We start from the raw sequence: 25,265 nt of genomic DNA on the forward strand, positions 1-25,265 counted from the left end.
GGAGCGGGTCCCGAAGCACCGACTGTGGCCGCTTCGATCGGGCGCGGTGCCCGATGGGGACAAGCTACGTCCGACCCCCGACACGACACCAGCGACACGCGGTTTCCCGAGTTACGGTCACGTGAACAACGCAGCCGCCTGTCGGACTGGAGGCGCGGTGCCAGCCCGCACCGCGCCTCCAGTCCGAAGCGGCGCAGCCGGCCCCACTGCCCCACTCGCCAAAGCGACAGAGTCCCGCGAACCGTCGACGCAGAAGTGTCGCTTTCGCGACAAGGACGGCTCGCGTCGGGCGCGGACTGTCGCTTTCACGGGACGACACGGGCGGGGCGCCGCGGCGCGACGCGACGCGACGCAGCCGCTACTGCATCGTGGCGTACGACAGACAGGCGTCGCGGAACATGTCGAGCGTCTCGTCCGTCGTGGACGCGAACACCGACACGCGCGCGACGCCGAGCCGCGTCGTCGCGGTGACCCCGTGGTTGTGGAACGCGGCGGACAGCGCCGTGAGGCGCCCCTGCGGCGGCCGGAGCACCACGATGCCCGCCCGCTCGCGCGGGTCGCGGCTGGACTCCACGGACAGCCCGAACTCGTCGGCGATGTCGAACACCCGCTCGACCCGGTCGGCGACGCGCTCCTGGACGGCGGCGACCCCGACGGCCGTCAGCCGGTCGAGCGACACGGCCATCCGAGCCTGCGCCACGGGGTCGATGCGCGTCATCTGGAAGCCGGCGGCTCCCGGGCGGACGGAGGGGACCTCGGTCGGCCAGCCGGACGTGCCGTGCGGGCCGGACAACGCCGGGCGCAGACGGTTCAGGGCCCGGTCGCTGAAGGCCGTGAACCCGGTCCCCCACCCGGCGTGCAACCACTTCTGGCCGCCGGTCGCGACGACGTCGGCGAGCTCGTAGGGGGCGTCCACGACGCCGAAGCCCTGGATCGCGTCCACGATGAGCAGGCGTTCGCCGATGACCTCGCGGATGGCGGCGAGGTCGGCGAGGTACCCGGTCTGCCAGTCGACGAGCGAGACCGCGACGGCGGTGAGGTCGTCCGACAGCCGCGACTCGATGAGCGACGGCGTCATCCACCCGGCACCGGACTCGACGACGACGGGCTGCACGCGCCCGCCGGTGGCCGAGGCGGCGCTGGCGAGGGCGAGCGGCAGCGACGGGTACTCGTCCGCGGCGACGAGGACACCACCGGTGAGCCCGAACGCGGTGTGCAGGAGCCCGGGGGTGGTGGCGGTCTGCGAGACGACCTGGTCCTCGCGGCGGCCGACGAGCCGCGCGGCGACCGTGCGGACCCGGGCATCCTGCTCGTCGAGGGTCTCCATGGCGCCGAAGCGCATGTGCTCCTGGATCGTGCCGAGCACGCGCTGCTCCTCGAGGACCGCGGTCTGCACGGGACCGAACGCGGCGTGGTCGAGGTAGCCGGGCTCCTCAGCGAAGCCTGCGGCGTACTCGTCGATGTTCACAGGGGCAACCTTCCATGGGACGAAAAACCCTGTGAGTCTACTGGGATCGAAGCCCGTCGGTCGTCGCAGCGCGGGGATCGGCGGACGTCAGCCGCCGAAGCGCCGGGAACGCAGCCCGAAGTCGCGGACCGCTCGGAGGAAGTCGACCTCGCGCAGGTCCGGGTAGAACGCCTCGACGAAGTAGAACTCGCTGTGCGCGCTCTGCCACAGCATGAAGTCGGACAGTCGCTGCTCGCCCGAGGTCCGGATGACCAGGTCGGGGTCGGGCTGTCCCTGCGTGTAGAGGTGGTCGCCGATGAGCTCCGGGGTGAGCACCTCGGCCAGGGTGTCGAGCGTGCCGCCGCCCTCGCCGTGCGCCCGCACGATGCTGCGCATGGCGTCCGCGATCTCCCGGCGTCCGCCGTACCCGACCGCGAGGTTGACGTGCAGCCCGGTGTGGTCCGCGGACCGGGTCTCGGCCGCAGCGAGGGCCTCGACGAGCGCCGCGGGCAGCCCCTCGTTCGACCCGACGTGCTGCACCCGCCAGTCCCGGTGGTCGGCGAGCGTGCCGGCCAGGTCCGCGATGATGCCGACGAGCTGCTCGAGTTCGTCGCCCCCGCGACCCGTGAGGTTGTCGGACGACAGCAGGTAGAGCGTCACGACCTCGATCCCGAGGTCGTCGCACCAGGTCAGGAACTCGGGGATCTTCGCGGCGCCGGCCCGGTGACCGTGCGCGGCGGACTCGAGCCCGAGCTGCTTCGCCCACCGTCGGTTGCCGTCCACGATCATGGCGACGTGCTTCGGCTTCGCCGCATCGTCGATCTGCCGACGGATGCGGCTCTGGTAGGCGCGGTAGAGGATTCCCCGTCCTGCCCATCCCACCGTGCCGGTCACGGAACGAACATAGTGCACCGCACCTCGGAAGGGCGTGTTCGGCGTTCGTTCGGCAACGGCCCCTACGGTCGGACCATGCAGGCCGAGAACGACACCGGGACGCTCCCCCACGTCCCCTTCACCGAGGAGGCCGCGAGCACCGCGGACGCCCGCAGCCCCGAGCCCCGACCGGCCTGGCGCGGGTGGATCCACCTCGGTGCGTTCCCGTTCGCCATCGCGATGGGCATCGTGCTCATCGCCCTCGCCGGGTCCCCCGCCGCGAAGGTCGGCAGTGCCGTGTTCATGGCCACCTCGCTCGCGATGTTCGGCGTCTCGGCGACCTACCACCGCTTCCCGTGGGGACCGACGGTCAAGGCCGTCCTGAAGCGCATCGACCACACCAACATCCTGCTGCTGATCGCCGGCACGTACACCCCGGTGGCGATCTGCGCCCTGCCGCACACGCTGATGGTCGTCGTGCTCTGGGTGATGTGGTCCGGGGCGGCCCTCGGCATCGCGTTCCGGGTGCTCTGGATCGGGGCACCGCGGTGGTTGTACGTGCCGATCTACCTCGTGCTCGGCTGCGCGGCGCTCGGGCTCCTGCCGCAGTTCTTCGCCGCCAGCGTCCCGATGACCGTGCTGATCCTGTCGGGTGGTGTGGCGTACATCCTCGGCGCACTCGTGTACGGCTTCAAGCGTCCGAACCCGTCACCGACGGTGTTCGGCTTCCACGAGGTCTTCCACGCCCTCACCGTCGTCGCCTTCGGCGCGCAGTGGGTCGGCGTGCTCCTGGTGGCCCTGCACCCGGTCCGCTGACGCGGGTGTCGGTCCCGTCGAGCGGGTTGCTCCCGCCGCGCGGGTTCGTCCCGCCGTGCGGGTACTGCCTGGAGGCACGACTCGCCTCCCCCGGGCACGCCCAGCCCGGCGCGGTGTGCGTTCCGACCCATCACGCCCGCGGTGGGAAGCCGAATCGCGCGTAGGCGGCTGAAAGGAACGGCCTCCTACGCGCGGAACAGCTTTCCACGAGCGGAACAACCTCCTACGAGCGGAACGACTTCCTGCGCGCGGAACAGCCCGCGTCTACCCGCGCTCCGTGTCGTCGCCGACGTCGGCCCGGCCGTCCTCGGCCGCGCGGCGCTCCGGCTCGTCCGTCGCGACACCGTCGTCCCCGCCTGCCTCAGCCTCGAGCCGCTCCCGGATCTCGGACCGGTAGCGGGTCCGGCGGATGCGCCGGGTCATGTCGATGACGAGCAGGATCGTCACGACCGCGACGAGCGCGATCGCGATGAAGCCCGCGACGCCCGGCGTCACGTCGACGTCGGGGACGGTCGAGGTCGGGCTCGGGCTGGGGGTGGCGGCGAGTACCGCCGTGATGGTGCTCACGCAGTGGTGTCCTTGTCGACAGGGATCCCCGCAAACAGGTCGGACTCCGGCATCGACGTGGGCACGCGTGCCTCGACGAGCTGGTAGTCCTCGGTCGGCCACACCGTCGCGAGGAGGTCGTTCGGCCAGTAGAAGAAGGCGCTGTCCGGCGGCACCTGACTCGCGTGCGCCCGGAGCGCGGCGTCGCGGGCGTCGAAGTACTCGTGCACGTCGACGTGGGTGGTCGCGAGGTCGGGACGATCGGCGAACCGCTCGACCCACTCGCGGAGCTGCTCGACGGCCGGGCTGTCCGGGTCGCGTTCCCGCAGGGCCTCGAAGATCGTCCGGAACCGGCGCGGGTTCATGGTGCGCTCGTAGTAGAGCTTGGAGATCGACCACGCGGGCCCGGCGGACGGGTACGCCTCCGGGTCGGCGGCGGCGGTCCAGGCCGCCACGGAGACCTCGTGCGTCCGGATGTGGTCGGGGTGGGGGTAGCCGCCGTTCTCGTCGTAGGTGACGAGCACGTGCGGCCGGAAGCGCCGGATCACGCGGACGAGCGCCTCGGTCGAGTACTCGAGCGGCACCGTGGAGAACGTGCCCGGACGCACCGTCTCGCCCTTCTCGGCGTCCGGCAGCCCGGAGTCGTGGTAGCCGAGCCAGACGTGGTCGATGCCGAGCGCGGCCTGCGCGGCCGCCATCTCGGTGCGGCGGTACCCGGCCATGTCGCGGTGCGCGCGGCTCGTGGCGGGCTCGCCGAGCTGGTCGTTGAGGATGTCCCCCGCCTCACCACCCGTGCAGGAGACCACCAGGACCTCGTTCCCCTCGGCCGCGTACTTCGCCGCGGTCGCCGCTCCCTTGCTCGACTCGTCGTCGGGGTGGGCGTGGACGGCCATCAGGCGGTACGGCACGTGGGGATCCTCACTCGGTCGTGCGGCGGACGCGGGCAGCGCACAGCGTCACGTGAACTACCCTGGTCATCAGGATAATCACCCCGGGAGCCCCGAACTGTCCGAACCGCAGCACCCATCGGCACCTCAGCCGTCCGCCGCCACCACCGCGACGCTGGACGACCGCTACGGCCGCACCCCCGGACGCGCCCGCCGGACACGGTTCATCGGGATCGTCGCCGCAGCCGCGGTCGCCCTCGTCTTCGTCGTCTGGGTGATCTGGGCGGGCCCGGGACAGACCAGCCACGGCCTCGACACCGACGACATCGGGTACCAGGTCGTCTCCGACCACGAGACCGTCGTGCACTCGCAGATCTCGGTGGACCCCGGGACGGCAGCGAAGTGCGCGGTGCAGGTGCTCGACAAGTCGTACACGATCGTCGGCTGGAAGGAGATCCGGGTCCCCGCGATCGACCAGCGCACCCGGAGCGTCAGCACGCCCGTGCAGACCGTGTCCCGCGGCGTCACCGGGTTGATCCACGACTGCTGGGTTCCCTAGACTGCTGTGATTCGCGGACAAGACCGGCCACACCGGCCGGTCTTGTTCTTTGCTGAAGGGATTCACGATGAGCAACGACACGCAGGTCACCTGGCTGACCCAGGAGGCGCACGACCGACTCAAGGCCGAGCTCGAGACGCTCTCCGGTGCTGGTCGTCAGGAGATCGCGGACCGCATCGAGGCCGCTCGCGAAGAAGGCGACCTGAAGGAGAACGGCGGCTACCACGCTGCGAAGGACGAGCAGGGCAAGATCGAGGCCCGCATCCGTCAGCTCACCGAGCTCCTGAAGAACGCCACCGTGGGCGAGGCGGACTTCGACGGCACCGTCGAGCCCGGCACCGTCGTCACGGCGGTCATCGCCGGTGACGAGTCGACCTTCCTCGTCGGCAACCGCGAGATCGTCGGCGAGGGCTCGGACCTCACCGTCTACAGCCCCGTCAGCCCGGTCGGCGCCGCGATCGTCGGCCTCCGTCCCGGTGCCAAGACCACGTACACCGCGCCGAACGGCAAGGAGATCGCCGTCGAGGTGACGAACGTCGAGCGCTACGTCCCGTAGGTCGCGTGCCCTGCGGGCGACCGCAGACGGACTGGAGGCGCGGTGCCAGCTGGCACCGCGCCTCCAGTCCGTCCTGGGGTCTCGTTTCAGTGCTCCAGCAGCTCCGGACGGAAGCCCACCTCGCGCAGCCGGTGGATGACCTCCTGCGCGTGCTCCGGGCCGCGCGCCTCGATCGAGAGGTCGAGCGCGACCTCGTTGATCACGAGTCCCTGGCCGTGGCGAGTGTGCAGCACCTCGACGACGTTCGCGCCCGCGTCGGAGATGACCTGCGAGACGCGTGCGAGCTGCCCCGGGCGGTCCGGCAGCATGATCCGGATGCCGATGTAGCGCGACGCCGCGACGAGACCGCGGGTGATCACACGCTCCATCATGAGCGGGTCGATGTTGCCCCCACTGAGCAGCACGACGGTGCGGCCCGTGTCCCGCACCGCGCCCGACATGATCGCCGCGACGCCCACCGCACCGGCCGGCTCGACGACGAGCTTGGCGCGCTCGAGGAGCACCAGGAGCGCACGGGCGACGTCGTCGTCGGACACCGTGACGATGTCGTCGACGAGGTCGCGGATGATCGGGAAGTTCAGGTCGCCGGGGCGCGCCACGGCGATGCCGTCCGCGATCGTCGGCTTCGTGGTGACCGTGACCGGCTCGCCCGCCTCGAGCGAGCTCGGGTAGGCGGCGGCGTTCTCGGCCTGGACGCCGATCACGCGGATCGGACGTCCGAGGCGCTCGGCGACGCCCTTCACGGCGAGGGCGATGCCGGCGATGACCCCGCCGCCGCCGATCGGCACGATGACGGTGTCGGCGTCGGGCACCTGGTCGAGGATCTCGAGGCCGAGGGTCCCCTGGCCGGCGATCACGGCGGGGTGGTCGAACGGCGGGATGAAGACCGCGCCGGTCCGGGCCGCGAAGTCCTTGGCGGCGCTCAGCGCCTCCTCGACGGAGTGTCCACGGAGGACGACCTCGGCGCCGTAGTGCCGTGTGGCCTGCAGCTTCGGCAGTGCGACACCGACCGGGGTGAAGATCGTGGCGGGGATGCCGAGCTCACGGGCGGCGAGGGCGACGCCCTGCGCGTGGTTGCCCGCGCTCGCGGCGACGACGCCCGCAGCGCGCTGCTCCGGCGTGAGGGTCGACAGGCGGTTGTACGCCCCGCGGACCTTGTAGGCACCGGTCCGCTGCAGGTTCTCGCACTTGAGGTGCACCGGGGACCCGAGCAGCTCCGCGAGGAACTGCGACGTCTCCATCGGCGTGACCCGTGCGACCCCGGCGATCGTCTCGCGCGCCTTCTCGATGTCGTCGAGCGTGGGGATCAGCGGCGTAGTCGTGTCGGTCACCGTCCCATCATCCTCGGTCCGGACGCTCGTGACGAACCCGTGACGTCAGTTGGTGCTGGCAGTGCCCTCAGCCGCGGTGGGTTCCGGCTTGCTGCCCGGCGCGGGGACCGGGTCGCCGACCTTGTGGCGACGGCCCCGGCGGAGCTGGAGTTGCCCGTGCTGGCCACGCTTCGGAGTCGCTTCGAGCACGTGCTCGGAGTCGAGTCCGCGCCACCGACCGCTCGCGATCGTCATGACCATGGTGTTCACGGTGGCGATCAGCGGGACGGCGAAGAACGCCCCGGCGATGCCCGCGAGCCCGGACGCCGCCGTGACGCCGAGGACGACGGCGAGCGGGTGCACCTTGACGGCGTTCCCCATCACGAGCGGCTGGAGGATGTGCCCCTCGATCTGCTGCACGAGCAGGACGACGGCGAGCACGAGCACCGCGGCGACCGGCCCGTTGAAGATCAACGCGACGAAGACGGCGAGGAAGCCGGTGACGATCGCACCGACCACCGGGATGAACGCGCCGAGGAAGACGAACGCGGCGATCGGGATGACGAGCGGCATCCCGCCGAAGAACAGTCCGACGATGAACGCGCCGAGGCCGATGCCGACCGCGTCGACGAACGCGACGAAGATCTGCACGCGGATGAAGCTCGTCAGGGTGATCCACCCGGCGACACCGGCGCCGTCGACGGTCGCACGGGCCTTCTTCGGGAAGAGCCGGACGGCCCAGCGCCAGACGTTCTTGCCGTCGATGAGCAGGAAGATCGTGGTGAACAGGATGATGAAGAGCGCCTCGAACACGTGCGTGGCGCCGGAACCCGCGCTCGCGACGCCGGACAGGATCGACGCCGAGTTGTCCTGCAGCCACTTCGTGCCGTCGTCCAGCCAACCGTTGACGTCGCTCTGCGTGATGCCGAGGCCGGAGTTCAGGACCAGGTCCTTGATGTTCGCGTACTGGTCGACGGTTCGGTCACGTAGTGACGGGTACGACGCGATGATCTGGTCGACGACGAGCCACACGAGAGCACCGATCGCTGCCAGCCCGCCGAGCAGGCTGATCACGACCGCCAGCCACTTCGGCACGTGGTGTCGCTGCATCCAGTTCGAGATCGGCACGAGCAGCGCGGACACGACGATGCCGACGAGGAACGGGATGAGGATCTGACTGAAGATCGTCATCAGCCAGATGAAGACCGCGATCACGCCGATGACCACGAGGATCCGCCACGACCAGGCACCCGCGATGCGCATGCCCGTCGGGACCGAGTCCTCGACCACGGGGTCGGGATGCGTCGGTTGCTGCTTTCTGCCCCATGCCATTCCTGGAGTGTACCGATGTGCTGACCGACAGGTACCAGATGCGGCATACGCCGGGGTACGTGCGGTGTCGGCGGCGATCGGTAGCGTCGTGCGCATGGTCAGGACCACGCTCTCCGCTGCCGAGACCCGCCGTGTCGCACTTGCCGCCCAGGGGTTCGGGCAGCCGCCGGCCGACTCCGTCTCGACCCGGGCGCTGAACGCCGGGTTCGCGCGGCTCGGGCTGCTCCAGATCGACTCCGTGAACGTGTTCGAGCGCAGTCACTACCTCCCACTGTTCGCCCGGCTCGGCGCGTACGACAAGGCGACGCTCGACCGGCTGACGATGGCGAAACGCGGTCCCTACGCCGAGTACTGGGCGCACGAGGCAGCGTTCGTCGACCGCGCCGACCTCCCGCTCTTCCGGTGGCGGATGGACGCGCTGCGCGACCGGGACTCCTGGCCCACCCGGGTCGAGAGCGTCACCCGGACCGAGGGCGTCCGCCGCGAACTCCAGGCGTTGCTCCGGGCCGAGGGACCGATGCCGGCGAGCGCGGTCGAGCACGAGTCGAACGTCCGCCGCGGGCCGTGGTGGGGCTGGAGCGACGTCAAGCTCGGACTCGAGCAGATGTTCCGCTGGGGCGACGTCGTGAGCGCCGGGCGGTCCGGGTTCGAACGCGTGTACGCGCTGCCCGAGCAGGTCCTGCCCGCGGGGACCCTCGAGACGGCACCCGCACGGCCCGTCGCGATCCGGGAGCTCGTCCGCCGGTCCGCCCGTGCGCTCGGCATCGGCACCCGCGCCGACATCGCCGACTACTTCCGACTGCGCTCCGACGACACCGCTGCCGCGATCGCCGAACTCGTCGCCGCCGGGGAGCTCGTCCCGGTCACGGTCGAGGGATGGGGCGAGCGCGCCTGGATGCACGCCGACGCCCGGGTCCCCCGTCGCCTGACCGCGGACGCCGTCCTCAGCCCGTTCGACCCCGTCGTCTGGTTCCGGCGACGGGCCGAGCGGATGTACGGCTTCCACTACCGGATCGAGATCTACACGCCCGCGCCGAAGCGGGTGTTCGGGTACTACGTGCTGCCGGTGCTGCAGGACGACCGGCTGGTCGGACGCATCGACCTGAAGAGCGATCGGCAGCGCGGGGTGCTCCGCGTCCGGACGGCGTGGCAGGAACCGGGCGAACGACTCGATCCCGACCGACTTGCCGACACCCTGCGTCGGACCGCGGCGTGGCAGGGGCTCGACGGGGTCGAGGTCACCGACCGCGGCACGGCCGCCGCAGCGGTCGCGGGAGCGCTCGGCGTCGCGCTCGTCCCGCACGTCGCGGCGGACGACGCCGAGGCGACCGCGGCCCTGGAACCGGCCGTCTGAATCCTGGAGGCGCGGGGCGGGCCCGCACCGCGCCTCCAGGCCGTCTCAGAAGCGGTCGAGGCTGCCGCGCAGCCGAGCGATGCGGTCCTGCAGCGGCGGGTGCGTGGAGAACAGGCGGTCCATCACGCCCGGACGCATCGGGTCCGCGATCCAGAGGTGCGCCATCGACGAGTTCTGGGTCTGCATCGGTCGCCCGTACGCGCCGAGCTTCTCGAGCGCGCGGGCCAGTCCTTCGGGGTGCCGGGTCGTCATCGCGCCGGTCGCGTCGGCGAGGTACTCGCGCTGGCGCGACACCGCTGCCTGGACGCCCGCGGCCGCGATCGGCGCGACGATGACGGCAACGATGCCCGCGATGAGCAGGATCGGGTTGTTCCCGCCGCCGTTGTCGTTGTTGCGGTTCCGCCCGCCGGCGAGGCCGCTGAAGATCGAGATGCGCAGGAGCACGTCGGCGATGAGACCGACCGCGACGACGAGCCCGAACACCATCGTCGAGACCCGGATGTCGTAGTTCCGGACGTGCCCGAGCTCGTGCGCCATGACGCCCTGCAGCTCCTGGTCGTCCATGATCGCGAGCAGACCGGTGGTGGCCGCGACGATGGCGTGGTCCGGGTCGCGGCCGGTGGCGAAGGCGTTCGGCGACGGGTCCTCGATGACGAAGACCCGCGGCATCGGCATGCCCGTCGCGATCGCGAGGTTCTCCACCGTCCGCCAGAGCCGCGGCTCGGTGTTCCGGTCGATCTCGATGCCACCCGCGATCGCCGTGGCCTGCCTGCCGGCGAGGAAGTACTGCAGCACCGCGTACCCGAGCGCGACGACGAGCACGATCACGCCGATGGAGACGTTGCCGGCGAGGTACCCGCCGAGGAAGCCGAGGGCTCCGATGACGAGCAGGAAGACGAGGACGATCAGGACGGTGTTGCGCTTGTTCCGCGCGATGGCGCTGTACACGTCAGGACGACGCCGGAGGGATCAGAACTGGACGCGCGGCGGTTCGGCGATGGCCGCGGGCTCGGCGGTCTCGAAGAACGATGCCTCGGTGAAGCCACGGCTCTTCGCGAACGAGGAGTTCGGGAACACCCGGATCTTCGTGTTGAGCTCGCGGACGCCACCGTTGTAGAAGCGCCGGGCCGACTGGATCTTGTCCTCGGTGTCGACGAGCTCGGACTGCAGCTGCAGGAAGTTCTGGCTCGACTGCAGTTGCGGGTAGCCCTCGGCCACGGCGAAGACGCTCTTCAGGGCCTTCTGCATGTGCCCCTCGGCAGCGGAGGCCGTCGACGCGTCGCCGGCGCTGAGCGTCTCGGAGCGTGCCTTCGTGACGTCGTCGAAGACGGACTTCTCGTGCGTGGCGTAGCCCTTCACCGTCTCGACGATGGTCGGGATGAGGTCCGCGCGACGCTTCAGCTGGACGGAGATGTCGCTCCACGCCTCGTCGACGCGCACCTTCAGCGTGACGAGCGAGTTGTACGTGACCCAGAGGTAGATCCCGATGATCACGAGGAGGACCACCACCACTCCGACGACGATCAGCGTCGTGATGAGTCCGGTGTCCATGAGGTCGTACTCCTTTGCGCGTCGGGATCCGCGGTGGTTCGGGGACCGCAGAACGGCCGGGATTGATTGTACCGAGCGGGCACGGGTGCTCCCGCCCGGGACGTCGGTTCACGGCCGATTCCCGAGTCGCACACACCAGGCGTTCGGGCTCAGCGGCGTGTCGCTCGGTCGGCGGACATCATCCGTTCGGCGTATTGACCGCAGCCGTTCGATCACGTGGGATGGAGGCGGATGAACACGCTGCGGGAGAACGTGGACGGACAGGCAGTCGGGGGCGACGGCCGTGTTCGGCGATCCCGGTTCACCGTGCTCGCGATGTCCGCGGCCGCCCTGGTCGCCGGCCTGCTCGCGGCGATCGCGATCCCGGCGGTCGTGATCGCGGCCCCGGCGCCGTCCGTCGCGGTCGCTGAGACCTCGGCGCCGTCCGTCGCGGTCGCTGAGACCGCAGCGCCGTCCGTCGCTGTCGCGGAGACAACCGCGCCGACGTCGACCCCGGTGCCGCAGAACCAGCTCACGCCCGCGCCGGGTACACCCACCTCGCCGCCGACCGGACGGCCCGTCCGACCGACGATCGCGGACCCGGGTGACATCACGAGCAGCACCGCCCGGTTCCACGGCACCGGGACGCCCGGTCATGCCCTCCGGGTCACCGGGCCCGTCGCGACCGGTTCTGCCGGGTGTCCGGCGACCGTGCGCGACGACGGCTCGTGGTCGTGCGTCGCGGCCGTCCGGTCCGGGCCGCAGCAGGTCTTCACCGTCCAGGACCGCACGACCGCCGAGGTCGGGTCCGCGTCGGCCCCGGCGTCGGACGTCATCGTCCCGCCGGCCGTCACGACCTCCCGCCCCACCAACGGACCGGTGTCCGGCACCGGGTACGCCGGCGCCACGGTGATCCTCTCGGTGTCCGGCTCGACGACCGACCGCACCGCGACCGTGGGCCGCGACGGTCGGTGGACGATCTCGCTCGGCGGCGCCACGCCCGGCGCCGGTGGGGACGCCCGGCCCGTCGTCACCGCGACGCAGACCGCGAGCACCGCCGCCGGGTACCGGTCCGACCTGCGCAGTGCGGCCTCCGCACCCGTGACGATCACGCTCGACCGCACCGCCCCGGCCGCCCCGCGCATCACCGCTCCCGCGACCGGGGGACGGATCGGGTCCCAGGCCACCACGGTGTCCGGCGCCGGTGAGCCCGGCGCGGTCCTGACCGTGTACGTCGACCGTGCGCCGGTGTGCCGCACGGACGTCCCGGCCTCGGGCCGGTGGTCCTGCTCGACCGCGGGGTCGACGCTGCTCGGCGGCACACGGAGCATCACCGCGACGCAGCAGGACGCCGCCGGCAACTTCTCGACGTCGTCGGCTGCCGTGCGGGTGCGGGTCTCCCAGTCGTCCGGCGAGCCGACCGGCTCGTCGAGCGGTCCCGGTACGCCGGGGGCACCCGGGACCGGGAGCGCCTCCGGGCCGACGAGCGCCACCGGCACGGCGTCCGGGAACGGCACCGGACCGGGCTCGCCCGACGGCGATCCGACCTCGACCGGCGCTTCCAGCGACACCGGCTCCGGCTCGGGCACCGGTGGCACGTCGAACGGCCCCACCGATGGCGCCGGCGGCGTCGGCGGCACCGGTGCGGGTTCCGCGCACGGAGGCCTCGACTGGTCCGGACCGGCCGGCGACTGGACCGCGTCCACCGCGTACGACACCACGGTCCCGACGATCCAGGCCGCGTTCTCGTGGCGGACCGTCCTCGTGGCCACCGCGGTCGCGGCCGGGTTCCTCGTGCTCATCGCCGGCCCGCTCGCCCTCGTCGCCGGCGCCGTCCGGGGTCGGGTCCACAACCCCTTCGCCGGTGTGCTGGGGCGGAACCGCTCCCGGGACGAGCGGCGACGCGGGGACGACGTCCTGCCGACGTGGGTCTCGATCAGCATCGCCGTGGTGGTCGTCGCGCTGTGCACCGTCCTCGGCGTGGGGGTCTCCCTCGAAGCCCGCTACGTCCGCCTGGCGATCGCCGTCCTGCTCGGTGCCGCGGTCCTCACGACAACGGTCGTGCTCGCCGCGCGGTGGGCAGCCGGGTCCGACCGCCGCACGATCGGCTTCCGGGTGTCGCCGTGGCTGGTCCTCGCGGCACTCGTCGCCTGCGCCGTGACCCGGTCGTTCGAGCTGTCGCCGGCGGTGATCGTCGGAGTCGTCCTGGTCCCGATCGGCCGACCTGACCTCGACACCGCGGCCCTCCGCCTCGGGTCGTCGATCGTCGCGGGCGCTCGGAGCGCGACCTGGCGGTCGGTCGCCCTGCTCGTCGTCGCGGCCGCTGGGTGGGTCCTGCACTCGCTGACGCCGGGGTCCGGCTTCTGGATCTCGTTCGTGTCCGAGTTCGCCATCACCCTGTGCGTCGGCGGCCTCGGAGCGGTGGTGGCCACGCTGCTGCCGCTGACCGGATCGGCCGGCCACGCGCTGCTCACGCAGTCCCGTGGTCGCTACGTCGCGATCGCCGCGGTCGCCGTCGCCCTGGCCGCGGCGGTCTACTCCGGGACCGCCGGTACGCACGTCTCCCCCGTCGCGCTCGCGGTCATCGCCGCGTCCTGCACCGCGGCGGCCGTCGCGAGCACCCTGTGGACGCGCGGTGCACGAGCGGACAGCCGCGCCTGACACGCCGGCACGACTCGTCCGAGCGAGGCGCTTCCCCGAGCCGGTCCGGCGGATACGCTGACGAACGGTGCGCGGTGCACCAGCACGACCGCTTCAGGGAGCGACGATGACCGAGACCCGATCCGACTACGACCCGACGCGGTTCCGCGACGTCTTCGAGACCAGCTACACGTACGCGAACGGCTTCGCCCGGAACACCCACCGCTTCGCCGGCCGTCCCGCACTGCGGGAACCGGACAGCGGCCGGACGTGGACCTACGCCGAGCTCGGCGCGGACGTCGACCGGGTGGGCGGCTGGCTCCTTCGGCACGGGGTCGGCCGCGGCTCCGTCGTCATGGCGGAGCTGTTCAACTCCCCCGAGTTCGCGATCCTGTACCTGGCGTGCCACCGCATCGGCGCGGTGTTCTCCCCCACCAACTTCCGCCTGGCTCCGGACGAGGTCGGGTTCATCATCGAGGACTCCGCACCCGTCGTCCTCGTGTACGACGCCGCCCGCGCGGACGACATCCGGGCCGCACTCGCCAGTGCCCCGCACGCCCCCGAGCACGTGGTCGTGGTCGGCGACGTGTCGGACGACGGCGCCGTCCCCTTCGCCGAGGTCCTCGGTGCCGACCCCGTCACCGCCGACGAGCTCGCCGCCACCGAACCGCGCAGCACCTACGACGAGACGACCCGGCTCTACACGAGCGGCACCACCGGGCGTCCGAAGCCGGTGCCGCTCCCGAGCCTCGTCGAGGTGCTCAGCGCCCACGACGTCATCATGCACTTCCCGCTCAGCCCGTTCGACAAGACCCTCAACATGTCCCCGTTGTTCCACCGCGGCGGGCTCTACTCAGGCGGCCCGAACCCGGTGTTCTACGTGGGCGCGGAACTCACGACGCTCCGGCACTTCGACGCCGACCGGGTGCTGGACCTCGTCGAGACCGAGCGCCTCACCTTCCTCATCGGTGCCCCGCCGAACCTCGTGCAGCTCGCGAACGCCCAGGAGTCGAAGCCGCGCGACCTCTCGTCCCTGCACGGCATCGTGACGATGGGCGCCCCGCTCGACCGTGCAGCCGCCCTGCGCTACCAGGAGCTCCTGTCGCCGAGGATCTTCAACGGCTACGGCACGACGGAGACCTTCTGGAACACGTTCCTCCGCCCCGAGGACTTCCCCGACGGTGCCGGCTCCACGGGCCGGGCGAGCACCGACGACGACGTCGCCGTGGTCCGCGTGTACGAGGACCGTCTGGCCGATCCGAGCGACACGGTGCCGAAGGACGGCACGGAGATCGGCGAGTTCGCGGTCCGCACGGTGAAGTCGGGCTACTCCTACCGCAACCCGGGCCTCGAGGCCGAGAAGTTCGCGAACGGCTGGTTCTACCCGGGCGACCTCGCGACGTGGGACGAGCACGAGCGCGTCACCATCGTGGGCCGCAAGGACGACATGATCATCTCCGGCGGCGAGAACGTCCACCCGGTACAGGTGGAGGCCGCCCTGCAGGAGCACCCGGGCGTCGCGGACTCGATCGTGGTCGGCGTCCCCGACGAGCGCTGGGGCGAGGTCGTGACCGCGTACGTCGTGCGCGCGCCCGGCCGGCTGCCCGAGGACGACGCGGCCGCTGCAGCCGCCCTCGAGGAGTGGACCGGCACGCACCCCGGGCTCGCCCGCTACAAGCGGCCGCGCAGGTACCGGTTCGTCACCGAGCTGCCCTACAACGCGACGGGCAAGAAGGTGCACTACGTCGCCAAGGCGACGGCCGCGGACGACCAGGCCGCGGGCCTGCTGCTCGAGCCGTAGCGGACTGGAGGCACGTGGCGGCGCCGCCCCGTGCCTCCAGTCCGTCACCCGGTCGCGTCCACCCCGCGGTGCGGCGCGTTCCGCGCGAACAGGCCGGGCAGCAGCCCGCCGATCTTCGTGCCGATGCACAGGCTGACGAACGTGGCGAGCGGGGTCGCCAACGCCACCGGGTCGAAGGTCGCGACGGCGACGAGTCCCACTGTCCCGGGCACGAGCAGCAGGAACGCCGGGAAGAACGACACCGTCGCCGGGATCGCCGGCACGAGCCGTTCCAGCAGGCGCGTCGCCACGAAGAGGAGTGCGGCGGTCGCCCCGGTCGCGACGACGCTCCCCCACAGCGGAGTGGTTCCACTCACGAGCGCGTAGGCGGTGACCATGACCGCGACGGACACGAGCGTCAGCCGCCAGCCCGACCGGAACACCAGGCCGAGACCGACGGCGAGACCCGCGACGGCGACCCACGACACCCAGTAGGACGGCACCGCCTCCCACCCGCCGCGGTCCGTGCCGACGCCGGCGACTTCGCCGACGAGCGCCGCCGAGGACGGGTCGACGTGCAGCCCGGTCAGGGCGCTGCCAGCGGCGATCCCCGCCGCCATGAAGCCCAGCATGATGAGCCCCTGGACGAGCCTCGACGACCCGGTGACGATGTCCGCGGCGGTGAGTTCGAGCAGGGCGTTGGTGATGAGCGCCCCCGGCACGAACACCGCGACGGGGGCGCACACCGCGAAGAGCGGGACGTGGTCGAACCCGGTGCCGGCAGCGACGAGCCCGACGATCGTCGTCGACGCGAACGCCGCGAGGAAGGGGATGATCGCGACGGCCTCGCGGAAGCGCCGGAGGACCAGGCCGATCACCCCGACGAGCGCACCGACACCGAGGGCGACGAGGATCGCCCACCACGGGCAGCGGAACACGACCGCGAGGCCGGCGGAGGTCAGGGCGTTGCCGAGGATCCACGGCAGCGCGGGTGGCGGCACGGTGCCGGCGCGGATGGCCCGGACGCGTGCGGGGATCTCCGCGAGGGCGATGGACCCGCTCTCGAGGCCGAGGACGAGCCGGTTCGCCCGGGCGGCCTGCCGCGAGGACAGTTCCACGCCCTCGGCGTTCACGATCGTGGCGGCGCCGGTGGCGACCTCGCTCACCATCACCAGGGCGGGCAGGACCCCGACCGCGAGCGTCGGTCCGACCCCGGCGGCGTCACGCGCCTTCTCGAGCGCCGACCGGACGTCGGTGACGGAGCTGCCGGCGTCGAGGAGCAGGGCGCCGAGCGTGCCGAGCAGCATCCCGACCGGGACCGTCTCGCCGTCGACGACCTCGACGTGCGCCTCGGGTCGGTTGATGGCGTTCCGCAGGTTCGCGAGTGCGCTTCCGATTCCGACCACGAGAGTCGATCGTAGTGCGCGCGCGGCGCGAGGCCGAGTCTCGCGCCAGGCGACGGTTCTCGCACGTCGGAGCGCGAGAACTGTCGCTCAGGCCGAGTCTCGGCACGCCCGGCGCCCCACGCACGCCCGGCACCCTGCGCACTCGGTACCCCCGGTGGGACTCGAACCCACAACTCGGCGATTTTAAGTCGCATGCCTCTACCGATTGGGCCACGGGGGCGGGCCGCAACAGCCTACCGACAGCCGGGACGCAGCGAGGCGGCCACCCCGTCGGGAGTGACCGCCTCGTGTGGAGCGTGTCGCTACTTGGCGTCGGCCGAGGCCTCGGCCTTCACGGGCTCGGCGTCGTTGGAGACGTCCTTCGCCGGCTCGCCGTACGCCGGGCCAGCGGTCCCGGCGGGCTGACCCTCGGCGGGAGCCTGCGCGGCTGCCGGAGCGGCAGGCGCCTCGGCAGCGGGCTTCGGACGGGACGCGAACGCCTCGAACGCGGCGCGCGGGGTCTCGCGGTCGTCGAGCGACGCGATGTCGCGGCCGAGGAAGAAGCCACCGACCCAGTCGCCGATGACGCGCCACTTGCGCTCCCACGACGGCATCGCCATGCCGTGGTAGCCGCGGTGGGCGCCCCACGCGAGGAAGCCCTTCATCGCGAACTTGCCCGACTGGAAGACGCCGATGCCGAGACCGAGGCCCGCGACGGCGCCGAGGTTCTCGTGCTTGTAGTCGTTCGTCGCCTCGCCGCGGAGGGTGCCGACGAGGTTCTTCGCGAGCTGCTTCGCCTGACGGACCGCGTGCTGGGCGTTCGGCACGCAGAAGCCGCCGACGCCACCACCCGTGAGGTCCGGGACGGCCGCGACGTCACCGCAGGCCCACGCATCGGCGATCACGCCGTTGTCGTCGACGACGCGGAGGTCGGGCTGCACGCGGATGCGTCCACGCTGCTCGAGCGGGAAGTCGGTGCCCTTGACCATCGGGTTCGCCATGACGCCGGCGGTCCAGATGATGAGGTCGGACTCGATCTTCTCGATCGCGCCGTCGGTGGTCTTGAGCTCGCAGACGCCACCGACCGCGGAGGCCAGCTGGGTCTCGAGGTGCACCGTGGCACCGCGCTGCGCGAGGTTCTTGAGCACCCAGTGCGACGTCTCGAGCGACACCTCGGGCATGATGCGGCCCATGGCCTCCACCAGGTGGAAGTGCGTGTCGTCGAAGGACAGCTGCGGGTAGCTCTTCAGCAGGTCGGTGACGAAGGAGCGGAGCTCGGCGAACACCTCGATGCCGGCGAACCCACCGCCGACGACCACGACGGTCAGCAGGCGGTCGCGCTCGGGACCGGCCGGCAGGTTCGCGGCCTTGTGGAAGTTCGTGAGGATCTTGTCGCGGATCGCCGCGGCCTCTTCGATGGTCTTGAGGCCGATGGCCTCGTCCGCGACGCCCGGGATCGGGAAGGTGCGCGAGACCGCACCCGCGGTCATGACGATCTGGTCGTAGGACTCCTCCCACGCCTCGCCCTCGGCCGGGGTGATGGTCGCCGTCTTGGTGGCGTGGTCGACCTTCGTGACCTTCGCGGTGACGACGCGCGTCTTCTTGAGGTGGCGACGGTGCGACACGATCGCGTGGCGCGGCTCGATGGAACCGGCCGCGACCTCGGGGAGGAACGGCTGGTACGTCATGTACGGCAGCGGGTCCACCATCACGACCTCGGCTTCGCCCTGGCGAAGGTGCTTCTCGAGCTTCCAGGCGGTGTAGAAACCGGCGTAACCGCCGCCGACGACGAGGATCTTGGGCACGGGGGATGATCTCCTTGGATGGGGGTTTCGGAGTCGAGTCAGACTTCGCCGCCACCCGCCCCGACTCCAGCGTCTGCACCGCCATCATACGCCCGGCACTCACACCGGGAGGGCGACCAGTCCGCGCGCTCGAGCGCGAGGTCGCCGATGGGGTTGACGCCGGGTCCGGCGGCGAGGGCGTGACCGACGAGGGCGTGCAGGCACTTCACGCGGGTGGGCATGCCACCGGCGCTGATGCCGTCGATCTCGTCGACGTGCTCGATCGACTCGCGATCGGCCAGGTAGGACTCGTGGGCCGCGAGGTACGCAGCCGCGGTGGTGTCGTCCTCGAGCAGTGCTGCCAGCTCCGGCATCACCTGGTTCGCCTCGAGGGTGCTGACCGCGGCGGTGGCCGCGGGGTGGCACAGGTAGTAGAACGTCGGGAACGGGGTGCCGTTCGACAGACGGGGCTTCGTGGAGACGACCGTGGGGTTGCCACAGACGCAGCGTGCCGCGATCCCGATGACGTCGCGCGCCGGTCGGCCGAGCTGCGCCGACACGACCTGGACGTCGCGGTCGGAGGGCGGGTCGAAGGGAGGGGTCGTCACGGGAACGTGAGCCTACCGGAGTCCCGCGTCAGGTCCTACTTGGTGTCACCGGTGCCGGAGACGTCCGGCGCGACGAGGTCCTGGGTGGTCTCGTCCGTGAGGCCCGACGTCAGCACCGACGACAGCATCGCCTGCACCCAGTCGACCTTCGGCGTCTGCACCGTCGAGCTCACGGGCGTCCCGGAGTCTGTGGTCGGCTGCCCGTCGGCCCTCGGGTTCTCCGCACCCATGACGAGGTAACTCTCCTCGCCCGGGTACACGTAGAGCAGCCGGTCGCGCGCCTGCGCCTCGATGTACGCCGGGTCGTCCCAGCGGGCGACGTCCTTCTTCTTCTGCGCGACGTCGGCCTTCTGGCTCGCGACCTCACGCTGCTGCTGGGCGATCTGCTCCTGCTGCTGGATGAGCGTCCGGAGCGACGGGGCGAGGACCACGACGAACAGCACGATGATCACGAGCATGAGCAGGCTGAAGCCGGAGAACCGGATCGAGCGGTACCACGGCTGGTCGGGCGTGCCGCCCTCCGGCATGGCCACGGGGACGCGGCGGACGCGGGGCTTCTGGCTGGGCACGGTCCGACGATAACCCGACTGCGGTGCGTCGGGCGGTCGGCACGCGGCCGTTCGTTGCCCTCTCAGGCGGCCTGGAGGCGCGGCTCGCCCCCGCCACGTCGCTCACGTCCGCCCCGTGGTCGCGTCACACGCCGCGCGCGCTTCGCCGAGGTCGCACGATCTGTCGCCTGCGCCCGGCGCGAGCGGCATGTCGTGCGACCTCGACGTCCTGCGGGCGGCCTGTCGTGCGACCTCGCGCGCAGCCCCGCGTGCACGACGAGACGCCGCCCTCCTGGAGGAGGACGGCGTCTCGTGGGGTGCGCTGGTTACAGGGAAGCCGAGCGCGGGAAGGCCGAGCGGCCCGCGTAGACCGCGGCGTCGCCGAGCTCTTCCTCGATGCGGAGCAGCTGGTTGTACTTCGCGACGCGGTCCGAGCGCGCCGGGGCGCCGGTCTTGATCTGGCCGCCGTCGACCGCCACCGCGATGTCGGCGATGGTGGTGTCCTCGGTCTCGCCGGAGCGGTGCGACAGGATCGACGTGAGGCCGTGGCGGTGCGCCAGGGACACGGCGTCGAGGGTCTCGGTCAGGGTGCCGATCTGGTTCACCTTGACGAGGATCGAGTTCGCGGCCTTCTCGTCGATGCCCCGCTGCAGACGCTTCGGGTTCGTGACGAACAGGTCGTCGCCGACGATCTGCACCTTGTCGCCGAGCTCGGCGGTCAGGTGGGTCCAGCCGGCCCAGTCGTCCTCGGCCAGCGGGTCCTCGATCGTGGCGAGCGGGTAGTCGCGGACGAGCTCGGCGAAGTACGCCGTGAACTCTTCGCTCGAGAGCTGCTTGCCCTCGAACGAGTACTTGCCGTCGTTGAAGAACTCGGTCGAGGCGACGTCGAGGCCCAGGGCGATGTCCTTGCCCGGGGTGAAGCCGGCCTTCTCGATCGCGGCGAGGAGGAAGTCGAGCGCGGCACGGTTCGACGCGAGCTCCGGCGCGAAGCCGCCCTCGTCGCCGAGGCCGGTCGCCAGGCCCTGCTTCTTCAGCTCGCCCTTGAGGGCGTGGTAGGTCTCGACACCCCAGCGGAGTGCCTCGGAGAAGGACTCGGCGCCGTAGGGCACCAGGAAGAACTCCTGGATGTCGACGTTGGTGTCAGCGTGCGCACCACCGTTGACGACGTTCATCAGCGGCACGGGCAGCGTGTGCGCGTTCGGGCCACCGAGGTAGCGGAACAGCGGCAGGTCGGCCGAGTCGGCGGCGGCACGGGCCACGGCGAGCGAGGCGCCGAGGATCGAGTTCGCGCCGAGACGGGACTTGTTCTCGGTGCCGTCGAGCTCGATGAGCGCGGCGTCGACGAGGCGCTGGTCGGTGGCGTCGAAGCCCTCGAGCGCCGGGCCGATCTCGTCGAGGACGGCGTCGACGGCCTTCAGGACGCCCTTGCCGCCGTAGCGGGCCTTGTCTCCGTCACGGAGTTCGTACGCCTCGAACGCACCGGTGGAGGCACCGGAGGGGACGAGCGCGCGGGACACGACGCCGTCGTCGAGGAGGACCTCGACCTCGACCGTCGGGTTGCCTCGGGAATCGAGGACTTCGCGTGCTCCTACGGCATCGATCACGGCCACGGGGTACTCCCTACACGTTCGGTTGTGGTGATTGCGGGATCGATCCTACCGACGCCGGGTGAACGCGAGGCGCGCATGACGCCCCCTGTGCACAACTCACGCCAGCGGGCGGAACTCCACACCCTCGAGCGACTCGGTGTCGGCACGGACGGAGGCGAACGCGTCGAAGCCCTGCTCGACGAGCCCGGAGAGCAGGTTCTTCGTGTTCTTGGTCCGCCGTTCGAGCCGGACACGACGGTGCGACTCGAGCGCCTCGGCCTTGAGCGCGGCGAGCCGGACGGGGTCGACGTCCTTGTCGTACACGAGCACGACGGCGTCGGACTCCGCGGACTCGGGCAGCGTGACGAGGTCCACCAGGCGCTCGAAGCCGAGCGAGAACCCGACGGCTGGCACGTCCTGACCGAGGAACCGGCCGATCATGCCGTCGTACCGACCGCCGCCGCCGAGGCTGTAGCCGAAGTCCGGGTGCGCCACCTCGAAGATCGTCCCGGTGTAGTACCCCATGCCCCGGACCAGCGTCGGGTCGAAGCGCAGGTCGACCCCGGGCAGCGCCGAGCGGAGGCGCAGCAGGTCGTCGAACGCGTCGGCGTCGAGCCACTCGGCGCCGGTCACCGCGTCCCAGTCGGCGGACTCGAGCGCGCGGATCGTGTCCTCGAGCCCCGGCAGCTCGGCGCCGATGGTCTCGCGGAGCTCCGCCGCGACGCCGTCCGGGCCGATCTTGTCGAGCTTGTCGATCGTGATGAGCGCCCGGTCCGCGGCGGCCGGCTCGGTGATCCCCCACGAGGCGAGGAGCGCCAGCAGGACGCGGCGGTCGTTGATCCGGATCGTGGTGCCAGCGATCCCCAGGGCGTCGAGCGCCGCCGTCGTCGCGCGGATCAGTTCGATCTCGGCGAGCTGTCCGGGCTCGCCGAGGATGTCGATGTCGCACTGCACGAACTGGCGGTAACGCCCCTTCTGCGGGCGCTCGGCACGCCAGACCGGAGCGATCTGCACGGACCGGAACACCGACGGCAGCTCGGCGCGGTGCGAGGCGTAGAACCGGGCCAGCGGCACGGTGAGGTCGAACCGGAGTCCGAGGTCGGCGAGGTCGAGCGGAGCCTCGGCACGCTGCAGGTCCTCGGTCGAGAGCCCGCGCTTCATCACCGCGAACGCGAGCTTCTCGTTGTCGCCCCCGAGGCCCGAGTGCAGGCGCGCGGCGTCCTCGACGACGGGGGTCTCGATCTCGTCGAACCCGTGCCGGGCGTACACGCCGCGGATGACTCCGAGCACGTGCTCGCGCCGGGCCTTGTCCGCCGGGAGGAAGTCACGCATGCCACGGGGTGCCGTCACGGTCGAAGCCATGCGGCAATTCTGGCAGATGGGCAACTCGGGCTTGCGCACCTCCCGACCGGGTGATATTCTGAATCCAGAACCTCGGTCCGACGGATGCCTGATCCATTCGTCGAACCGATCGCGTGGGCAACGTGCTGCAGTGTGCCCCGCGGTTCGAGCGGGCTTCCCTGCCGACACCTCTATCCCTGGTGGTGTCGTCTGCCCGCTCGCGGGCGTCCTCCTTTTTTCGGGTTGGGAGGACGCCCGCACTCTCCCGCCGTCCGCGGACCCGATCGTCGCGCCGCTGCGATGCGCGCGGGCGGCACTCCTCCCCCGCTCAGTCCCTCGCGCGACCGGCCGCTTCCAGGTCGGTGACCGCAGCACGCAGGCTCGCGATCGGATCGATCCCGGCGTCCCGCGCGTCCGCGACGGACGCGAGCAGCGCCGCGCCCCACGATCGGTCGACGGCCCTGGAATCGCCGTCACGCGTGACCGGGCCGCCCGACGCGACCACGTCGTCCTGGACGTCCGCCACGACCGTGGCGACGACCGTGGCGGCATCGCCACGTTCCTCCAGGCGTTCCAGCAGTTTCACCGCACGTTCCAGGGGCGGCATCGCCCGCGGGACCCCGTCGAACAGGCTCCGCCGCGACGACTTCTCCGCCGCCTTCGCCGCTCTCCAGACCCGGACGACCTCCTCGACGGTGTCGGCGTGCTCGGCCCCGAACACGTGCGGGTGGCGCCGGACCATCTTGTCGCGGGCACCGGCGGCCACGTCCTCGAGGTCGAACGACTCCGCGAGCCCCGCGTGCAGCACGACCTGGTAGAGCACGTCGCCGAGTTCCTCACGCAGTTCCTGCGGGTCCTCGTCGTCGATCGCGTCCACGAGTTCGTACGACTCCTCGACGGCGTACCGCGCGAGCGTGGCGTGGGTCTGCGCCCGGTTCCACACGCATCCACCGGACGGGGCGAGCAGGCGGTCGACGACTTCGACGAGGTCCGAGACGGCGGTCATGTCGTCATCGTGTCACGCCGGGATGCCTGGACGGCGGCTGGACGCGGCCGGTATGCTGGACGTGGCGTGTCGGGAAGTCTGGTCGACGGACCATCACCCGATCCCGATCGACGGAGCTCCATGTCCGCACTCTTCCGCTCCCCTCGGTTCAGCGCCGTCGCCCTCCTCGCTGCAGCCCTCCTCGGTCTTGCAGTGGCGAACTCCCCGCTCGGCCCCGGCCTCGAGCACGTCCTGCACGTCCACGCCCCGTGGGGCCCTGTCGGTCTCGACCTCTCGGTGTCGCACTGGATCAGCGACGGCCTGCTCGCGGTGTTCTTCCTGCTGGTCGCGATCGAACTGAAGCACGAGCTCGTCGTCGGGGAGCTGTCCAACCCGAAGACGGCGGTCATCCCCGCCATCGCCGCGGTCGGCGGTGTCGTCGTCCCCGCCGGCGTGTACCTCGCGGTGACGGCCGGCACCCCGTACGGGCACGGCTGGCCGATCCCGACCGCGACGGACATCGCCTTCGCCCTCGGTGTCCTCGCGATGTTCGGCCGCGGGCTGCCCTCGACGCTCCGGGTCTTCCTGCTCGCACTCGCCGTGCTCGACGACCTCATCGCGATCGTCATCATCGCGGTGGTGTTCGCCCACGACACCGACTTCCTCGCGCTCGCCGGCGCGGTGGTGGTGCTCGCGGCCTTCTGGCTGCTCGGCAAGGCCCTGCGCCCCGGGCGTTCCGGCCAGGCGTGGGTCATCGCGGGCATGGTCGTGCTCGGGCTCCTGACGTGGTGGCTCGTCTACCACTCTGGCGTGCACGCGACGATCGCCGGCGTCGCGCTCGGACTCGTGCTGCCGCGCCGCCCCGGCCACACCCTGCACGGGAACGTCGAGCCGTGGTCCAACGCGATCGTCCTGCCGGTGTTCGCGTTCGCCTCGGCTGCCGTCGTCGTTCCGGCAGTGGGCATCGGCCAGCTCTCCCCCACGTTCTGGGCCGTCGTGCTCGCGCTGCCGGTGGGCAAGGTGATCGGCATCACGCTGTTCGGGGCGGTCGCGACGCGGATCTTCCGGGCTCCCGGTCGGTCGACGCTGTCCTTCTGGTCCATCGTCACGGTCGGCGTCCTCGGCGGCATCGGCTTCACGGTGTCGTTGCTCATGAACGAGCTGGCGTTCGCACGCAACGAGGAGATCCTCGACGAGGGCGTCCTCGCGGTCCTGGTCGGCTCGGGCATCGCGATCGTCGCCTCGGCCGTGGTCGTCAGCGTGCGGGCGCGCCGCTACCGGGCACGACGCGAGCTCTCCGAGGCCGAGGCCACCGAGTAGCAGCCCGCGCGCGGGTGCGTCCGTGCCGGGACTCGCGTTGACCGATCGACTCCGAACGACTTCGTCGCTGTCGTA

The 25,265-nt window shown here is 71.4% G+C and carries 22 protein-coding genes and 1 tRNA gene; 7 read left to right on the top strand and 16 right to left on the bottom strand.

What is annotated here, in order from left to right; all coding sequences use genetic code 11:
• Positions 1 to 358: 358 nt before the first annotated feature.
• Positions 359 to 1,468 (bottom strand): aminotransferase class V-fold PLP-dependent enzyme, encoded by a 1,110-nt coding sequence (locus tag FS532_RS13985; RefSeq protein ID WP_144755564.1) that lies wholly within the window; start codon positions 1,466 to 1,468, stop codon positions 359 to 361.
• Positions 1,469 to 1,555: 87 nt separating this feature from the next.
• On the bottom strand, positions 1,556 to 2,341 hold the full coding sequence (locus FS532_RS13990) for an isoprenyl transferase (RefSeq protein WP_186322047.1): 786 nt from the start codon (positions 2,339 to 2,341) through the stop codon (positions 1,556 to 1,558).
• 75 nt (positions 2,342 to 2,416) lie between these two features.
• Between FS532_RS13990 and trhA the strand changes: the two genes are divergently transcribed.
• A complete protein-coding gene (gene trhA / locus FS532_RS13995) occupies positions 2,417 to 3,136 on the top strand; it encodes a PAQR family membrane homeostasis protein TrhA (RefSeq protein WP_144755568.1) in 720 nt (239 codons plus the stop codon).
• Positions 3,137 to 3,400: 264 nt separating this feature from the next.
• Here the strand turns inward: trhA and FS532_RS14000 are convergent, their stop codons facing one another.
• Positions 3,401 to 3,703, bottom strand: coding sequence for a hypothetical protein (locus FS532_RS14000; protein ID WP_144755571.1), 303 nt, complete (start codon positions 3,701 to 3,703; stop codon positions 3,401 to 3,403).
• Positions 3,700 to 4,590: a mycothiol conjugate amidase Mca gene (mca, locus tag FS532_RS14005; RefSeq protein ID WP_260852744.1), complete on the bottom strand. Its 891-nt coding sequence runs from the start codon at positions 4,588 to 4,590 to the stop codon at positions 3,700 to 3,702. Before mca ends, FS532_RS14000 begins: the two co-directional genes overlap by 4 nt.
• A 52-nt stretch (positions 4,591 to 4,642) precedes the next feature.
• Between mca and FS532_RS14010 the strand changes: the two genes are divergently transcribed.
• Complete coding sequence (locus FS532_RS14010; protein WP_186322048.1) at positions 4,643 to 5,128, top strand: DUF4307 domain-containing protein; 486 nt, start codon at positions 4,643 to 4,645, stop codon at positions 5,126 to 5,128.
• Between the two features lie 67 nt (positions 5,129 to 5,195).
• Positions 5,196 to 5,684 (top strand): transcription elongation factor GreA, encoded by a 489-nt coding sequence (gene greA / locus FS532_RS14015; RefSeq protein ID WP_144755577.1) that lies wholly within the window; start codon positions 5,196 to 5,198, stop codon positions 5,682 to 5,684.
• An 86-nt stretch (positions 5,685 to 5,770) separates the two neighbouring features.
• Here greA and ilvA read toward each other — a convergent pair whose 3' ends face one another.
• Together ilvA and FS532_RS14025 are read right to left on the bottom strand one after the other, a co-directional pair.
• On the bottom strand, positions 5,771 to 7,015 hold the full coding sequence (gene ilvA / locus FS532_RS14020) for a threonine ammonia-lyase (protein ID WP_144755580.1): 1,245 nt from the start codon (positions 7,013 to 7,015) through the stop codon (positions 5,771 to 5,773).
• 45 nt (positions 7,016 to 7,060) lie between these two features.
• Positions 7,061 to 8,326: an AI-2E family transporter gene (locus tag FS532_RS14025; protein ID WP_260852745.1), complete on the bottom strand. Its 1,266-nt coding sequence runs from the start codon at positions 8,324 to 8,326 to the stop codon at positions 7,061 to 7,063.
• A 94-nt stretch (positions 8,327 to 8,420) separates the two neighbouring features.
• Between FS532_RS14025 and FS532_RS14030 the strand changes: the two genes are divergently transcribed.
• Complete coding sequence (locus FS532_RS14030) at positions 8,421 to 9,680, top strand: winged helix-turn-helix domain-containing protein (RefSeq protein WP_144755583.1); 1,260 nt, start codon at positions 8,421 to 8,423, stop codon at positions 9,678 to 9,680.
• Positions 9,681 to 9,725: 45 nt separating this feature from the next.
• Here FS532_RS14030 and FS532_RS14035 read toward each other — a convergent pair whose 3' ends face one another.
• Both FS532_RS14035 and FS532_RS14040 read right to left on the bottom strand, forming a co-directional pair.
• The gene (locus tag FS532_RS14035; RefSeq protein WP_144755586.1) at positions 9,726 to 10,628 is read right to left on the bottom strand and encodes a M48 family metallopeptidase; all 903 of its coding nucleotides are present in this window, start codon (positions 10,626 to 10,628) and stop codon (positions 9,726 to 9,728) included.
• 21 nt (positions 10,629 to 10,649) lie between these two features.
• Complete coding sequence (locus FS532_RS14040) at positions 10,650 to 11,231, bottom strand: LemA family protein (RefSeq protein ID WP_079238366.1); 582 nt, start codon at positions 11,229 to 11,231, stop codon at positions 10,650 to 10,652.
• 231 nt (positions 11,232 to 11,462) lie between these two features.
• On the opposite strand from FS532_RS14040, the gene FS532_RS14045 reads away from it, so the two are divergent.
• Positions 11,463 to 13,871 (top strand): hypothetical protein, encoded by a 2,409-nt coding sequence (locus FS532_RS14045; RefSeq protein WP_144755590.1) that lies wholly within the window; start codon positions 11,463 to 11,465, stop codon positions 13,869 to 13,871.
• Between the two features lie 106 nt (positions 13,872 to 13,977).
• Positions 13,978 to 15,651 carry a class I adenylate-forming enzyme family protein gene (locus FS532_RS14050; protein WP_144755593.1) on the top strand — a complete coding sequence of 558 codons (1,674 nt, stop codon included), beginning with the start codon at positions 13,978 to 13,980 and terminating at the stop codon, positions 15,649 to 15,651.
• A 44-nt stretch (positions 15,652 to 15,695) separates the two neighbouring features.
• On the opposite strand, the gene FS532_RS14055 is transcribed toward FS532_RS14050, so the two are convergent.
• The 8 genes from FS532_RS14055 to FS532_RS14090 form a co-directional block, all read right to left on the bottom strand.
• Complete coding sequence (locus tag FS532_RS14055) at positions 15,696 to 17,036, bottom strand: threonine/serine exporter family protein (RefSeq protein ID WP_144755598.1); 1,341 nt, start codon at positions 17,034 to 17,036, stop codon at positions 15,696 to 15,698.
• 146 nt (positions 17,037 to 17,182) lie between these two features.
• Positions 17,183 to 17,256, bottom strand: a tRNA-Leu gene (locus FS532_RS14060).
• Positions 17,257 to 17,338: 82 nt separating this feature from the next.
• Complete coding sequence (locus FS532_RS14065) at positions 17,339 to 18,820, bottom strand: NAD(P)/FAD-dependent oxidoreductase (protein WP_079238362.1); 1,482 nt, start codon at positions 18,818 to 18,820, stop codon at positions 17,339 to 17,341.
• A gap of 38 nt (positions 18,821 to 18,858) precedes the next feature.
• Positions 18,859 to 19,407, bottom strand: a complete 549-nt coding sequence (locus FS532_RS14070; protein WP_022906197.1) for a DUF501 domain-containing protein — start codon at positions 19,405 to 19,407, stop codon at positions 18,859 to 18,861.
• 35 nt (positions 19,408 to 19,442) lie between these two features.
• Entirely contained in the window at positions 19,443 to 19,976 is a 534-nt protein-coding gene (locus FS532_RS14075) for an FtsB family cell division protein (protein WP_186322049.1), read from the bottom strand.
• A 305-nt stretch (positions 19,977 to 20,281) separates the two neighbouring features.
• Positions 20,282 to 21,565 (bottom strand): phosphopyruvate hydratase, encoded by a 1,284-nt coding sequence (gene eno / locus FS532_RS14080; protein WP_144755600.1) that lies wholly within the window; start codon positions 21,563 to 21,565, stop codon positions 20,282 to 20,284.
• A 96-nt stretch (positions 21,566 to 21,661) separates the two neighbouring features.
• Positions 21,662 to 22,906: a histidine--tRNA ligase gene (gene hisS / locus FS532_RS14085; RefSeq protein WP_144755605.1), complete on the bottom strand. Its 1,245-nt coding sequence runs from the start codon at positions 22,904 to 22,906 to the stop codon at positions 21,662 to 21,664.
• A 307-nt stretch (positions 22,907 to 23,213) separates the two neighbouring features.
• Positions 23,214 to 23,891, bottom strand: a complete 678-nt coding sequence (locus FS532_RS14090) for a MazG family protein (RefSeq protein WP_144755607.1) — start codon at positions 23,889 to 23,891, stop codon at positions 23,214 to 23,216.
• Positions 23,892 to 24,011: 120 nt separating this feature from the next.
• On the opposite strand from FS532_RS14090, the gene nhaA reads away from it, so the two are divergent.
• Entirely contained in the window at positions 24,012 to 25,190 is a 1,179-nt protein-coding gene (gene nhaA, locus FS532_RS14095) for a Na+/H+ antiporter NhaA (RefSeq protein WP_144755610.1), read from the top strand.
• The last annotated feature ends 75 nt before the right edge of the window (positions 25,191 to 25,265 follow it).

It is taken from the genome of Curtobacterium pusillum (genome assembly GCF_007673235.1).
Taxonomy (GTDB): domain Bacteria; phylum Actinomycetota; class Actinomycetes; order Actinomycetales; family Microbacteriaceae; genus Curtobacterium; species Curtobacterium pusillum_C.

Excerpts from the sequence above, each read along its gene's own strand:
- FS532_RS14030 (WP_144755583.1), top strand. The coding sequence starts at position 8,421 with ATGGTCAGGACCACGCTCTCCGCTGCCGAGACCCGCCGTGTCGCACTT.
- trhA (WP_144755568.1), top strand. The coding sequence starts at position 2,417 with ATGCAGGCCGAGAACGACACCGGGACGCTCCCCCACGTCCCCTTCACC.
- FS532_RS14025 (WP_260852745.1), bottom strand. The coding sequence starts at position 8,326 with ATGGCATGGGGCAGAAAGCAGCAACCGACGCATCCCGACCCCGTGGTC.
- nhaA (WP_144755610.1), top strand. The coding sequence starts at position 24,012 with ATGTCCGCACTCTTCCGCTCCCCTCGGTTCAGCGCCGTCGCCCTCCTC.
- FS532_RS14050 (WP_144755593.1), top strand. The coding sequence starts at position 13,978 with ATGACCGAGACCCGATCCGACTACGACCCGACGCGGTTCCGCGACGTC.
- hisS (WP_144755605.1), bottom strand. The coding sequence starts at position 22,906 with ATGGCTTCGACCGTGACGGCACCCCGTGGCATGCGTGACTTCCTCCCG.
- FS532_RS14040 (WP_079238366.1), bottom strand. The coding sequence starts at position 11,231 with ATGGACACCGGACTCATCACGACGCTGATCGTCGTCGGAGTGGTGGTG.
- greA (WP_144755577.1), top strand. The coding sequence starts at position 5,196 with ATGAGCAACGACACGCAGGTCACCTGGCTGACCCAGGAGGCGCACGAC.
- FS532_RS14090 (WP_144755607.1), bottom strand. The coding sequence starts at position 23,891 with ATGACCGCCGTCTCGGACCTCGTCGAAGTCGTCGACCGCCTGCTCGCC.
- FS532_RS14045 (WP_144755590.1), top strand. The coding sequence starts at position 11,463 with ATGAACACGCTGCGGGAGAACGTGGACGGACAGGCAGTCGGGGGCGAC.